The sequence below is a fragment of the Mesorhizobium sp. M0715 genome (genome assembly GCF_040320355.1).
Lineage (GTDB): Bacteria > Pseudomonadota > Alphaproteobacteria > Rhizobiales > Rhizobiaceae > Mesorhizobium.
Genome location: NZ_JAMYPL010000012.1, coordinates 66270 through 80487, shown reverse-complemented (window position 1 = coordinate 80487; position 14218 = coordinate 66270). Strand labels below are relative to the sequence as shown.

General features: G+C 59.6%; 10 protein-coding genes. 4 read left to right on the top strand and 6 right to left on the bottom strand.

Annotated elements, in window-relative coordinates; all coding sequences use genetic code 11:
• Nucleotides 1-115 precede the first annotated feature (115 nt).
• Nucleotides 116-838, top strand: a complete 723-nt coding sequence (locus NKI21_RS16525) for a hypothetical protein (protein WP_352866330.1) — start codon at nt 116-118, stop codon at nt 836-838.
• A 200-nt stretch (nt 839-1038) separates the two neighbouring features.
• On the opposite strand, the gene NKI21_RS16520 is transcribed toward NKI21_RS16525, so the two are convergent.
• Together NKI21_RS16520 and NKI21_RS16515 are read right to left on the bottom strand one after the other, a co-directional pair.
• Nucleotides 1039-2454, bottom strand: coding sequence for a mannose-1-phosphate guanylyltransferase/mannose-6-phosphate isomerase (locus NKI21_RS16520; RefSeq protein WP_352866452.1), 1416 nt, complete (start codon nt 2452-2454; stop codon nt 1039-1041).
• Between the two features lie 239 nt (nt 2455-2693).
• On the bottom strand, nt 2694-3680 hold the full coding sequence (locus NKI21_RS16515; RefSeq protein WP_352553813.1) for a nodulation protein NodZ: 987 nt from the start codon (nt 3678-3680) through the stop codon (nt 2694-2696).
• A gap of 968 nt (nt 3681-4648) precedes the next feature.
• On the opposite strand from NKI21_RS16515, the gene gmd reads away from it, so the two are divergent.
• The 3 genes from gmd (at nt 4649) to NKI21_RS16500 (ending at nt 8432) form a co-directional block, all read left to right on the top strand.
• Nucleotides 4649-5719, top strand: coding sequence for a GDP-mannose 4,6-dehydratase (gene gmd / locus NKI21_RS16510; protein WP_023692482.1), 1071 nt, complete (start codon nt 4649-4651; stop codon nt 5717-5719).
• Nucleotides 5719-6663, top strand: coding sequence for a GDP-L-fucose synthase (fcl, locus tag NKI21_RS16505; RefSeq protein WP_023689384.1), 945 nt, complete (start codon nt 5719-5721; stop codon nt 6661-6663). The genes gmd and fcl overlap by 1 nt, the downstream gene beginning before the upstream one ends.
• A 347-nt stretch (nt 6664-7010) precedes the next feature.
• Entirely contained in the window at nt 7011-8432 is a 1422-nt protein-coding gene (locus NKI21_RS16500) for a phosphomannomutase (protein ID WP_352866449.1), read from the top strand.
• Between the two features lie 169 nt (nt 8433-8601).
• Here NKI21_RS16500 and NKI21_RS16495 read toward each other — a convergent pair whose 3' ends face one another.
• The 4 genes from NKI21_RS16495 to pdxR form a co-directional block, all read right to left on the bottom strand.
• Nucleotides 8602-10998, bottom strand: a complete 2397-nt coding sequence (locus NKI21_RS16495; protein WP_352866327.1) for a transketolase — start codon at nt 10996-10998, stop codon at nt 8602-8604.
• A 51-nt stretch (nt 10999-11049) separates the two neighbouring features.
• Entirely contained in the window at nt 11050-12000 is a 951-nt protein-coding gene (locus NKI21_RS16490; protein ID WP_023697831.1) for a PDR/VanB family oxidoreductase, read from the bottom strand.
• Between the two features lie 6 nt (nt 12001-12006).
• Entirely contained in the window at nt 12007-12498 is a 492-nt protein-coding gene (locus tag NKI21_RS16485) for an MOSC domain-containing protein (RefSeq protein WP_023704114.1), read from the bottom strand.
• Between the two features lie 159 nt (nt 12499-12657).
• Nucleotides 12658-14163, bottom strand: coding sequence for a MocR-like pyridoxine biosynthesis transcription factor PdxR (pdxR, locus tag NKI21_RS16480; protein WP_352866446.1), 1506 nt, complete (start codon nt 14161-14163; stop codon nt 12658-12660).
• Between the last annotated feature and the right edge of the window lie 55 nt (nt 14164-14218).

The following is a 14218-nucleotide window of genomic DNA, read 5'->3' as shown; positions in this document are numbered from 1 at the left end:
CGAACTCTCAAACCTGCAGCGCTACGTGTTGGCAGGTCAGGCGGAGGTCGGCCTCTCTAAGGCGGCCCTTGCAACCAACGCCCTTCGGTCCACCGCCCTTGAAGTCGAGGCGACTATGAAGTGGGCAGAATATGTTGCGCGCCGGGGCGACTGGGTATTCGACCGAGTGGGTGTGGCGCTTGACACCGCCGCCGACCGTCTAGCTGTCCAAGGTGCTCTGCCCCGATGGATCGCGAACGCCTGGACTCAGGAGCAAGATCTAGGCATCTCGCGGCATGGTTTCGATGACGGCCAGGCTTGCCTTTGCTGCATGTACATGCCGACCGGGAAATCCAAGGACGAACACCAACTGGTCGCGGAGGAACTCGGAATGCCGGAAACACACGATGAGGTAAAAACGCTCCTGCAGACCAATACCGGAGTCCCCAATGAGTTCGTAGCTCGAGTGGCTACGGCGATGGCTGTGCCGTTTGGGCCGCTCGCCGCGTTTGTTGGCCAGCCCCTCCGTTCCTTTTATCAGCAGGCTATCTGCGGCGGTCTGGTGTTCCAGCTTAGCGATGGAAGTCGTCTCGTTCGAACCGTGGTTCCGATGGCCTTTCAATCAGCGCTTGCCGGGATCATGCTTGCCGCAGACCTGGTCAAGCATAGTGCGGGTTTTCCGATGAGTCCGACGACCAGCACTCGCGTGAATCTACTGCGCCCCCTTGGTTCTTACCTCCATGATCCGAAAGCCAAAGATTCCAGCGGCCGCTGCATCTGCAGCGATGAGGATTTCGTTGCCGCCTACAGGCTGAAATACGGCTGTGCCGTTGAACAGCTGAGCAACGGGTCCGCCTAAAAAGATCTGAAGTCTTCGTTACCGCGGACGGCGCGCTGTCAAGCGCTCACCGATGTTTTCGACCACGATCGAGTGCCTCATGAGAATGCGGGGCGGATACCATGACACCCTCGGCCCGCTGCTTGCCAATGTCAGGCCCAGAACCCACGACAGAGATCCTTGAGCGACGCCTCGTCGTTTAACTTTTTTTGTACTGTTATCTACGTTCGACCATATTCGTCGTCGAAGCGAACGATATCATCCTCGGCGAGATAATCGCCGCTCTGCACTTCAATGATCACCAGGTCAATTCTGCCTGGGTTCTCGAGCCGATGCTTATGGCCGCAGGGGATGTAAGTAGATTCGTTTGTCCTCAGGAACAACTCCTGCTCGCCATTGACGATCTTGGCGGAGCCGCTGACCACGACCCAGTGCTCCGAGCGATGATAGTGCATCTGCAGGCTCAACTGGCGACCGGGCTTCACCTCGATGCGTTTGATCTTGAAGCGCTCGCCTTCCTCCAAAACCGTATAGGAACCCCAGGGCCGGTGTACCGTGCTATGGACCAGATGAGCTTCATGTCCCGAAGCCTTGAGGCTCTCGAAGAGCTTCTTAACGTCCTGAACGCGGTCGCGGGATGTGACAAGCAAAGCGTCCGGGGAATCCACGATCACCAGATCGCTTACGCCCACCGTGCCGATGACGCGCTTGTCGGAGCTCACATAGGAGCCGGTCGTGTCGACCATGTGCACATCGCCGCGTATCCTGTTCCCGCTTTCGTCGGGGGCGATCAAATCGGCCATTGCGTTCCAAGACCCGATGTCGTTCCAATCCATGTCGCAGGGAATCACGGCAAGTTTGTTAGTCTTCTCCATGACAGCGTGGTCGAGCGAGATTCGCGGCGCGGAACCGAAATGCTCAGGCGCGAGTTCGATTTTGGCAAAGCCTTGGCATTGACTGGCGCGGCCGTTCTCATAGCTGTCGGCGACGGCCTGGAGCACCTCGGGACAATGCAAAACCATCTCGTCGAGCATGGTTTGCGCACTGAAGCAGAAGATGCCGGCGTTCCAGAAGAAGCGTTGAGACGCGACATAGGCTTTGGCTGTCTCCAGATCCGGTTTTTCAACGAAACGGACGACGTTCTCACCATCTGCTTCGATGTAGCCGAATGCGGTGTCCGGTCTGGTTGGGGTGACGCCCAATGTGGCGATCCGCCCGAGCTTCGCATGTTCCATGGCCAGGCCCATGACGTCTAGAAACGCAGGCAGGTTGCTAATCAGGTGATCGGCCGGGAAGACGCACAGGATCGCGTCAGGGCCTTGCGTTGCCCTCGCATGGATCGCGGCTGCAGCCACGGCGGCGGCCGTATCCCGAGCTTCGGGCTCGAGCAGAAAGGTGCGTGGCAGGACCACGGAATCCAGTTCGTCAAATTCGTCCTTGGTCAGGAAGAGGTGGTCCCCGGATGTCACAGCGACGAGTTCCACGACACCTTCTATCGAAGCGGCGCGCAGCACAGTCTGCTGAATGAGAGAATATCCATCCGCCACTTTGAGGAAAGGTTTGGGGTGCGATTGCCTTGAGGCGGGCCATAGCCGCGATCCGGCTCCGCCGCTGATGATCACGGGAATGACTTTCATAACCAACCTCAATTTCGTCTCTGGAGTGATCGCCCGCGTTCTTTCGAGCGTCAGCGTCACGATCGCCGTCGCTCTGGCTTGTCTGCGGCCCCCGCGTAACAGCGAAGTTCTGGCGCGTTGCAGGCGGCGTCAGATGACGACGCTATCGGTAATGTACGACGCCTCCACTGGCGTCGGTGAGAAATGCGCATTCAACTATGCCTTTGGTTGCGTCTGCCGAATTGCGCAGGTGGCGGGTCTTAACTGAGATCAGAGACTTGGCTGCCTTCTATCAAAGTCAAACGACTTGGCTCTTTCAGATCGAATTCAATTACCCGTGGTGCGAAAAGGCGTGCATATCGTGTAAAGGCGCTCGTCGGGGGAAACCGAATTACGGTATCGCAGCGCCCGAGAAGATACATCTCAACGAGGGCGGAAATTCCGCCGTCAATCCCGAGTGCTGCAGTGTGTAATGGGCCACCTTGATTGGATCCGAAGTGCTTCGGGACAGTGAGCAGATCGGGAAACCTGGCCGACAGAAGATCCAGTATCCGCGCGCTGTCCGTGCATAAGAACAGCCGCACAGGCCTGGGGTGCGGTAACGCCTTAGCCTTGTCAATTGCAGCGCACACTTGCCGAACGGCGAGCTCCGGATCGGCCCAGTAGGGCGCATGCTCCATGATGTCTTCACCGTTACCGTGCCGAACATGAATCCCGATGATGCTGTGCCCCTCAAAACATTCCTGATAAATGGCATCTATGCGGGCTTGAATTTCTGGCCGAGGCTTGACACTCTGGAACACCTGCCGCTCTGCATCCTCATCGCACCGCCACATCAGACAAGCGTCACACACTACTGTGTTCGCTTCGACATCGTGTTCGGCCTGAAAGAGCTCGCCCAACTCATCGCGCTCTTGGAAAATCTGCTCATCTGGCCGGTAAAGGCACTCGATCGCCGGCCTGTTCCACCACTCCGGGAAGAATGGACCAGGGAAGGAAACGTCGTTGATCCGGTCGTCGGAAATAGCCGGCACGCCAGCGATGTCATTGATCGGCTGGAAGAACACCGGAAACGCATTTGTGAAGGGTTGGTCGAGGTAGCAGGCCCCCCGCCAGTCGATGACTAGAGTTCGTCCCGACCGCTGCGCGTAGCGCCAAGCGGCCGCCAATGACCACAGACAATCACCGAACCCCGTACGCCTCCGAGAGACGACGAACCGGCGCTTTTCCAATCCACTAACATGCATTATCGGAAATCTCGTTCAGAGAGGAGGTTGCCCGGTTTGGTATCCTTAGTCGACACGTAGACCCTGACGCCGGGCGCTTGGCAGAGGCCGGGCCATAGGGCAGAAGAGCTCACTCAGCACTGCCCACTAATCCCGTGACGCTCGCACAGCTTGAAGCCGATGCCCTCGCTTCCCGTTCAGCCTTCTCTACTGGGCCTCCGCGGCATATGTAAAATCTATTGAGTGGATGCCGGCCATCCATGTGTTGGATGCATGAGAAGGGGCTCGGCTGACGCGGGCCCGCCAATAGAGCCGAAACAGCCGGGAAACGCTGCGACACTGCCTGCCGGAGCAAATCGTTCCGTCGACGCCATACGCCAAGGGTGCAAGGCTGCATACAGCAACCGGTCCGGGCGAGATGAGGTCGACAGCTCGACGCGCCTGGAACCAGCTGATCGACAGAAGCTGCAGTCTGCTCCCAAAGTTCTGCACGACCTGTGACGGATGCTGTGGTGAGGGCTCGCGGCCACGAACGTTGTCCTCGCCCCGAACGGAAGCTCGCGCCTACGACTCCGGGCCGGCGATGCGCCCCCGCTGCTCGGTCAGACCATCCATTCTGTGGATGCACTTTATCCAAACAATCGATTTCACTGATCCAAACAATTCCCATTAGAAGACGCTGAAGCAAGAAAGAAAGGCGTCCTCACTCACTGATGGATGAGCAAATCAGCTGCAAGGTGCTGGGAGTACATGTCGCTCACGGCGTGAGCTGAGCGGCACTCAGACCGCATGTACGAAGCCGACAGGTTAGCGGCGCAACTCTATTTTGCTGTGATCCAAGCAAGAGGTGTGCTCGGCTGGCGGACTGTCAATGACGAGCTTCGCGCCGCATCTGTCGAAGTGCTCCATAGCGCACGGGGCTGGCCGCACATTGTGTCGGCGTGGCGAGCCGGAGCCGAAACTTTAAACTTTAATAGAGCAGGAATAGAATGGGCGATAGCAGAAAAGTTGCTCTTATTACGGGCATAACTGGACAGGATGGTGCCTATCTTGCCCGTCTTCTTCTCAAAAAAGGCTACATCGTTCATGGGATTAAGCGACGTTCCTCTTCCTTCAACACGGGTCGTATCGAAGACCTCTACCAAGACCCGCACGAATCCGATCCGCGCCTGATCTTGCATTACGGTGACCTCACTGATTCGACTAACCTCATCCGCGTGGTTCAGGAATCTCAGCCAGACGAAATTTACAACTTGGCTGCTCAGAGCCATGTGCAGGTGTCGTTCGAAACACCTGAGTACACAGCAAACGCGGACGGTATCGGTACATTGCGACTTCTTGAGGCGATTCGCCTCCTCGGTCTGACGGACAAGACCCGCTTCTATCAAGCCTCGACTTCGGAGCTATACGGCCTCGTGCAGTCCGTACCGCAGAACGAAACGACGCCCTTTTATCCGCGCAGCCCTTACGCCGCCGCCAAGCTCTACGCCTACTGGATGGTCGTCAATTATCGCGAGGGCTATGGTATGCACGCTTCCAACGGCATTCTTTTTAATCACGAAAGCCCCCTTCGTGGCGAAACTTTTGTGACGCGCAAGATCAGCCGCGCTGCTGCTGCTATCTACCTGGGCAAGCAGGACAAGCTTTATCTCGGCAATCTCGATGCTCAACGCGATTGGGGCCATGCGCGTGAGTACGTGCGAGGTATGTGGATGATGATACAGCAGGATCAACCGGATGATTACGTGCTGGCTACGGGCAAAACGACTCCTGTCCGCCAATTCGTCGAGTGGGCTTTCGAAGATATCGGCGTCGAGATCGAATGGCGTGGCAAGGGTGTCGGCGAAAAGGGCTATGATGTAGCGAGCGGCAGATGCCTAGTCCAAGTGGACCCACGCTACTTCCGCCCCACGGAAGTCGATCTTCTCCTGGGTGACGCTACCAAGGCGAAGGAGAAGCTCGGCTGGGTGCATGAGACATCCGTGCGCGAGCTTGCTGCGGAAATGGTACGCGAAGACCTGAAGGTCATGCAGACATCTGTAGTCATGAAGGAAGCGTAATGTATGATCTGAACGGAAAAACCGTGTGGGTCGCTGGCCACAAAGGTATGGTGGGCAGCGCTGTTGTACGCCGACTCGCGTCTGAAGACTGCAAAGTTGTGGCCGCCCCTCGGGGAGAGCTAGACCTCAAGCGACAGACCGAGGTTGAAAACTTCGTGGCAGTGATGAAACCGGACGCTATCATTATGGCGGCGGCAAAGGTAGGTGGTATTCTCGCGAACGCCACCTATCCGGTCGACTTTCTTTACGACAATCTGATGATCGAGGCCAATATCTTCGCGGCAGCCCACGAAAACAATGTCGACCGCGTCCTCTTCCTCGGCTCGTCTTGCATCTATCCGAAGATGGCACCACAGCCCATTCCTGAAAGCGCGCTTTTGACCGGGCCACTAGAGCGCACCAACGAATGCTACGCCGTCGCCAAGATCACCGGCATCAAAATGGCTCAAGCCTATCGCCAGCAATATGGCCGCGACTACATCTCCGCTATGCCGACGAATCTCTACGGGCCAGGCGACAATTATGACTTGCAGTCAAGCCACGTCATCCCAGCGCTGATCCGGAAAGCGCATGAAGCTAAGCTCATAAGTGATAAGCAAATCACCATCTGGGGCACGGGCACACCACGTCGGGAATTCATGCACGTCGACGACTGCGCCGACGCATTAGTCTTCCTCCTGAAGAACTACTCTGACCATGATCACGTCAATCTCGGCTGCGGACAGGACATCACGATCCTAGAGCTGACTAGAATGATCTGCCGTGTAGTCGGATTTACTGGGGAGATCGCGCATGATCACTCTAGACCTGACGGTACACCGCGAAAGCTGATGAGCGTCGACAAGCTGCGCACTTTGGGATGGGCAGCAAAGATCACTCTCATGGAAGGCATCGAGAGTGTCTATCATGCATTTCTGAACGGGAGCTACACCGAACGGCGATAGATAAGAGGATTTGCTGCGTCTCAGGCCTGTACGCGCTTTCGGGACCCAGAGCTAATGTAGACTGAGACAATCACTCGATGGCGATAGCGCTCATGTGAGCCAGCCGCGAGGAGCCCTGCCGGACCCGGACCCCATCCGCTCCAACCTCGTCGCCGTGAAGGTCACGGTGCGCTGCCCACGCCGACGCCGACTGCGTCAATCCTCACAAGGGTAACCGTCGATAACCGAACGCGTCTACGGTAACCGAATGTACTTCTTGTTCTCGTCCGAGGGATCTGTCGATGGGCATTCCGGACGAGCCAAAGTTTGAGCATGTTACCTTCAAAACCCGCAACGTCGGATTTGGTATGAAATTCGGAACAAGTGGATTACGGGGCCTGGCGACAGAATTGGCAGGAGCCGCCTCTGCCCTATATGCAACGGCATTCGCGACATTCCTGCTGGAATCCGGCCTGGCCAGAATTGGCGACGAGATACTCATAGGGCGCGACTTTCGCGCCTCGAGTCCGGCCATCGCCGCCGTCTGTGCGGCGGCACTGTCCGCGCTCGGCTTCATCGTGGTCGATTGCGGCGCAGTCCCCACCCCTGCCCTGGCACTGTATGCTCAGGCGCGTAAGAGTGGTTGTTTGATGATCACAGGCTCGCACATTCCGGCCGACCGTAATGGAATAAAATTCTATCGACCCGACGGTGAGATCGACAAGGGTGATGAGCGGGAGATAACGCGCATCGCCTTGCAGTTGGAGAAGCGCGGATACGCCCTTGAAGGTGCTGTTGCAAGTCGGCAGCACCGGGAGGCCGAATGCAAGGCCTTTTTCATGGCGCGCAATCGAAAGCTTATGGAGATTAATGCTCTAAAGGGCTTAACGGTGGGCGTATATCAGCACAGCACAGTCGCGCGCGATCTCTTGGTTGACATTCTCTCATATCACTGTGCGACGGTCGTAACCCTGGGACGTTCGGAAGGTTTCATTCCTGTCGACACTGAAGCGGTCTCTGACGAGACTGCTCAACAGTTCAAGCTCTGGGCCAAAGAGCATCGGCTTGATGCGGTCGTCTCGGCAGATGGCGATGGTGACCGCCCACTGGTAGCTGACGACCACGGAGACCCCCTTCGCGGTGATTTGTTAGGCCTGATTACGGCGAACTTCCTGCAAGCGAAGGCAGTCGTCACGCCGGTCACATCAAACTCTGGCATCGAGACCGCAGGTTCTTTTAAAGTCGTGCGTACCAAGGTTGGATCGCCATTTGTTATTGCTGCCATGCTCGATTTGGTTGCGTCGGGTCACGAGCGCGTGGTTGGTTTCGAAGCAAACGGTGGTTTGTTGACCGGCACGGACTTTGACCCGAACGGAACTAAACTGCCAGCGCTACCTACACGCGACAGTTTTCTCCCCATCCTCGCGGCACTTTCCCTTGTTAGTACAAGTGGGCAGCCACTGTCGGAGATTGGCAGTTCCTTTCAATTGCCGGCGGCGGCGGCGGATCGCTTGGAAAATTTTTCCGTCGAAAGCAGCACTCGCCTCATGACATACCTTCGTACAGCGGAAACTAACATCGCCGCCTTCGTCGGGTCGATTGGAGTGGTAAGCAAGGTTAGCGATGTTGACGGACTTCGTATCACTCTCGCGGATAAGCGTGTCTTGCATTTGCGTCCATCCGGAAATGCCCCGGAAATGCGGTGCTACGTCGAAGCCGAAAATCGGGAGGACGCGGAGCTTTTGCTCCGGACTGGATTGGATCGAATTCGTAATTGGACGCAAGGCTAAATAAAAGCCGCCTCCCTGCGTATTCCCAGGTGACCCTGGGGGTCGCACAAGCTACTCAAGCGCGATCAGAACGTCCACAGTGTCCCGGCCCTGTCCGCTTTGAAGCGAACCGGAACGCCCGTGGAAACAGCCGATCCGTACCAGCCACGGAGCATCCGGTCGCTCAGGGTCAAGGCAGCGCCTTCCGGTAGCGAACAGCCGGTCCCGCACTGACCGCCTGCGCCGCATGTACGATGGCGTTGGTGTCCAGGCCGTGGTGACGGTATAGGTCCGCAATAGTCCCCGTCTGGCCGAACTGCTCGACCCCGAGCGCCTTCACGCGATGCCCGTTAACCCCACCGAGCCACGCGAGCGTCGCCGGGTGGCCGTCGATCACGGTGACGATGCCGCAGTCACGCGATAGCGGCGCGAGCAGCCGCTCGATATGACTCAGGGCGCCAATCGCGCCACGCTGCCGGGCACGTTCCGCCGCCTGCCAGCCCGCATTAAGCCGGTCCGCGGAGGTGATCGCGAGCAGCCCGACATCGCGCCGGTCCTCCGCCAGAAGACCCGTCGCGGCAATCGCCTCCGGCGCGACGACGCCTTGATAAGCAATGACGACACTCGCGTTGGGCCCAGGCGGACGCAGCCAATAGGCGCCATTGACGATGTCCCGCGCGAGCGCCGGGTTCATGTCGCGCGGCGGCTGCTCGAGCGGCCGGGTTGACAGGCGAAGATAGACCGATCCTCCGGTCTGATCACGCAGCCACGTCGTCTCATCCGGATCCCCCTCGCCATTACGTTGCATGTAATCGAAGGCAAAGCGCATGATCACGGACAGTTCGTCGACGAAGGCCGGTTCGAAGGCGCAAAGCCCATCCTGCGCCATGCCGATCAATGGGGTGCCGATCGACTGGTGTGCTCCGCCCTCGGGCGCTAGCGTCACGCCCGAGGGCGTTGCGACCAGCATGAAGCGCGCATCCTGATAGCAGGCGTAGTTTAGCTGGTCGGCCGATCGGTAGATGAAGGGATCATAGACTGTCCCGATCGGCAGCAGGCGCACGCCATTGATCGAGTGCGAGAGACCGAGCGCCCCGAGCATGATCATCAGGTTCGACTCGGCGATCCCGAGCTCGAGGTGCTGCCCCTTCGGCCCAAATTCCCAGGTAAAGGTCGACGGAATGCGTTCGGCCTTGAAGGTGTCCGCCATGGTCTCCCGGGCGAAAAGGCCGCGCCGGTTGACCCAGCCACCGAGATTGGTCGAGACCGTCACATCGGGCGAGGTGGTGACAATGCGGTCGGCAAGCAGACTGCGCTCGCGTGCGATGTCGTTCAGGATCTGGCCGAACCCCATCTGGGTCGAGAGCGGCTTGCCGGGCTGCCCCGGTGACGGAAGGGTTTCAGGCACCGGCACCGACGGCGCAGACAGCCTCCTACGCCCCTCACTGAAGAACGGCGCCTTTGCGAAGAAGGCGTCAAGTTCCGCTTCCGGCAAGGTGGCGGCCGCCCATTTGTCCCACTCCTCACCCCGCTTTACGCCCATTTGCAGGCGGTAGTCTTCCATCTGCGTGGGCGTCATCTGCCCCGCGTGGTTGTCCTTGTGTCCGGCAAGCGGCAGACCGTAGCCCTTGATGGTGTAACAGATGAAGCAGACGGGACGGTCATGCCTGGACGCCGCCTCGAAGGCTTCGAGGAGGCTCGGCATGTCATGCCCGCCAAGGTTCGTCATCAACGCCTGCAACTCGTCGTCGGAGCGGCGTTCGATCAGAGTGGTGACCGGCCCTTGGTCTCCGATCTCGTCGAGCAGCCGCTTGCGCCAGGCAGCAGCCCCTTGGAAGGTCAGCGCCGAATAGAGCTGGTTCGGACAGCGCTCTATCCACTCGAGCAGCTTCTCGCCCCCCGGCTCGGCAAAGGCAGCCTCTTGCAGAGCGCCGTGGCGCAGGACCATCACGTCCCAGCCGAAGTTGCGAAAAATCTGCTCGAAACGCTGCCAGAGGCCCTCCCGGATCACGGCGTCGAGCGACTGGCGATTGTAGTCGACCACCCACCAGCAGTTCCTGAGCCCGTGCTTCCAGCCTTCGATCAGGGCCTCGTAGATGTTGCCCTCATCCATCTCGGCGTCGCCGATCAGGCTGACCATTCGGCCCTCGGCACGCTCCTTCATCCAGCCGTGACCCGAGACGTAGTCCTGCACCAGCGACGAGAACAGCGTCTGAGCAACGCCGAGACCCACCGACCCGGTCGAGAAGTCGACATCGTCGACATCCTTCGTCCGCGAAGGGTAGCTCTGCGCGCCCTTGTAGCCGCGGAAGTTCATGAGCTTTTCGTGGGTCTGGTTGCCCGCCAGATACTGAAGTGCATGGAAGATCGGCGCCGCATGGGGTTTGACCGCCACCCGATCCTGCGGGCGCAGGACCGAACCGTAGAGCGCGGTCATGATGGTACTCAGCGACGCGGACGAGGCCTGATGCCCCCCGACCTTGATCTCATCGCCCTCGCGGACGTGGTTGGCGTGGTGGATCGTCCAGGCTGCGAGCCAGGAGACGCAGCGCTCGATCTCGTTCAGATATTCCAGTTTCCTCGTCATTCAGTTTCCCGCAAGTCAGCTGCCGGTCTCACAGGACCCCCGCCCAAATGGTCAAAGATCGAGTTTCAACACACCTGTCGCGCGCGATACGCAGGGGATGAAGCGGTGGCCGCGTGCCTCCTTGGACAGGACGGCATCCCGATGGATCGGCTGTCCCGCCAGCATTGCGCATTCGCAGGTCCCGCACACCCCGTTCTCACACGAGGCCATCAACGGCACACCGGCCGCACGCAAGGCGGCCAGTGCCGTGGTCTCAGCCGAAACCTCAACCACCCTGCCCTCAGCCAGTTCTATGACGAATGGTTCCGGTGGCGCGCCATCAAACTCGGGAGGCTGGAAAGTTTCGAAATGAACAGTACCCTCGGGCCAGTGTTGAGCCGCGCGCCCCACAACCGCCATGAAGCCAGGCGGTCCGCAGTAGTATGTCTGCGCGTCGTCCGAACGGTTCGCCAGCAGCGCGGCGATGTTCTGCCGGGTCTGAGGCTCGTCGTCGAAATGGATCCGCACATTGCCGCCAGGAAGATCGCTCCCGATCGCCGCCAAGAGTGGCGTGAGCGCCCGGCTGCGGGTGAAATAGTGCAACTCGAAGGGCTTGGCCTGCCGGGTCAGCGCGCGCGCCATGGCCAGAATCGGGGTGATCCCGATTCCCCCTGCCAGCAGCAAAGTCGGCCCCTCGCCTGGCTTGAGCGCAAAATGGTTGCGTGGCGCGGAGACAGGCAGTGTGGAGCCGACGGCAATGGTTTCGTGGATCCACGCCGAGCCGCCACGGCCGTCATTCTCGCGCTTCACCGCGATGGTGTAGCGGCCAAGCTCGGTCGGGTCGCCGCAAAGTGAATACTGACGCACCTTCCCTTCAGGCAGATGGACGTCGACGTGAGAACCCGCTTCGAACGCCGGCAGCACAGGTTTGCGTGGGTGTTTCAGGTCGATGACCAGCACGTCGCCCGGCTCCTTGCGGGCGGCGGTCACGGTCAGCTTCATGATGATGCGCGGCGAGGCCATGGCGTTTCACTCGTCGATGGGCAAGATCAGATCACCGGGGCGGATCACGCCCCCGACCTCGATTGTGCAGTTCAGGCCGGAGCGGTTCAGAAGCCCCTCGTAGAGACCCGGAAGCCCGAGCAACTCCTCGATATACTTGCACGGCACATTCATCCGGGCGGCCCTGAGAATCGTTTCCCCGACCCGGAAGCGTTTGCCGACAAGATGGCTAAGCGGAACGCCTCGTGTCGTCAGATTGCGCCGGTGATCTTCGGGTGCGAGTTTGGCCTTGAAGCCCGGAATTCTGGGTTCGCCCTGCGCGATGGCGTCCAAGACTTCAGCTTCGATCAGCGTCACTTCGCGAACGTCAGGACGCGCGGAATAGGTCCCCGTCCCCAGGTAGTAGCGGTCTCCGACAACGCCTTGGCCGGCAATAAGCTGCGCCTGCGCCAGCTCCTCCATTTCATAGGAGGCGGCAGGCGCGATATGGACGTGAAGCAGCTTTCCTCGCCAGGTCATCATCGCTCTCGGAAATTCGTCTCGTGGAAACCTGCTGCAAAACTGGCCTGATCAACAGCGCCAGTTGCATGGCATTTTCCCGGTCCAGTTGGCTGTTTGGAAAGAAATACGGGGGGCCCTCGGACCGTTTTCAGCGCCAGCTTTCGGCGTCGCCCCGTCTCAGTTGTTCCGCGCCGGCATCGCGTCTTGCACCTGCTTGACAACCTCTCGCAGGACCTCAACGCCCTTCCCGATCTGCCGAATGCTCAAGGCGGCATAGCCCATGACAAGTCCGACGCGATCGGTGCGGCCTTGGTCCGATGGCCGTTCGTAGAGCGGCGAGATCAGGTGTAGCCCCAGGCCAGCGTCGCGGGCGGATTCGACCAAGGTCGTTTCCCGCGATCGTGGCAGGTCATTGAACCAAACCGCGACGTGCAGTCCCGCATCTGCTCCCTGGACAGTGATGCGATCCCCGAAGCTGTGCTGCAGGGCGCCCAACAACGTTTCCCGACGCTCGCCGTTCAGCCTGCGCACACGGCGCACATGGCTTTCGTAGCCGCCGCTCTCGATCAACGATGCCAGCGCTTCCTGTTCAGCGACCGGCGAATGCCGGTCTGCGAATTGTTTGGCGGTTGCGAAGACCTCCTGCAATTCGGGCGGGACGACGAGGTAGCCGATGCGCAGCATCGGCGAGAGCGTTTTGGAGATCGTGCCGAGGTAGATGACAGCCCCGTGGTCCTCGAGACTGTGCAGCGGAGGGACCGGATTGATGTCGTAGCGATATTCGCTGTCGTAGTCGTCCTCGATCACATAGGCGTTGTTGTGCCGCGCCCATTTCAGAAGCTGATGGCGGCGCGCGATCGGCATGACGCCGCCCAGCGGAAACTGATGCGATGGCGTCACATAAGCCAGTCGTGCTCCGATCCCCGCCAGCAACTCGGTCCTCATCCCGTCTTCGTCGACGATGACCGGGATGGGTGAGGCACCCGTACTGGCAAAGACCTGACGCGCCATCCTGTAGCACGGATCCTCGATGACGAAGCGGTCGGCGGGATCGAGAAGCAGGCGCGCGCACAGATCAAGGCCCTGCTGCGAACCGTTCACAACTATGATCTGGTCGAGGTCGCAGCTCAGGGTCCGGGCGCGCCAGAGATAGCCCTGAAGCGCCTGGCGAAGCCGGCGCGAGCCGCGAGGATCGTCATAGGCAAGACGCAGCGGGCGCTGCCCCATCGCCTCGTTCATCGCGCGTTTCCAGACCAATAAAGGGAAATCCGACGGCGCGAGGTCGCCATAGCGGAACTCGACCTTCAGCCCAGTCGGCAGATAATCTGGCCAGGGTGACGTCGCGCGCAGCCGCTCGCCATATGCGGACAGGTGGATCGGGCCGACCCGTTGCGCGTGAGTGCGGCCCGTCTCATGGCCCATCAACGAAGACGCAACGCGAGGTCGTGCGCCTTGACGGACTTCGATGAAACCCTCCGCAGCCAGTTGCTCATAGGCGACCGTCACCGTGGTTCGCGAAACGCCGAGGTCATTTGCCAGGGCCCGGGAGGATGGCAACTGACTGCCGGTTTCGTAGACGCCGCCGAGGATTTGCTCGCGAAGGGCTTCGTATATCTGGCGTGCACCCATCGCGTGCGAGCGCGCTGCAGACCCGGCACTTGAAGACTGGACCATCTCTTTCATCGCCAACTGGATATTTCACATTGGCCAGGTTGCCGTCAATCTTTCGGAACCCCAA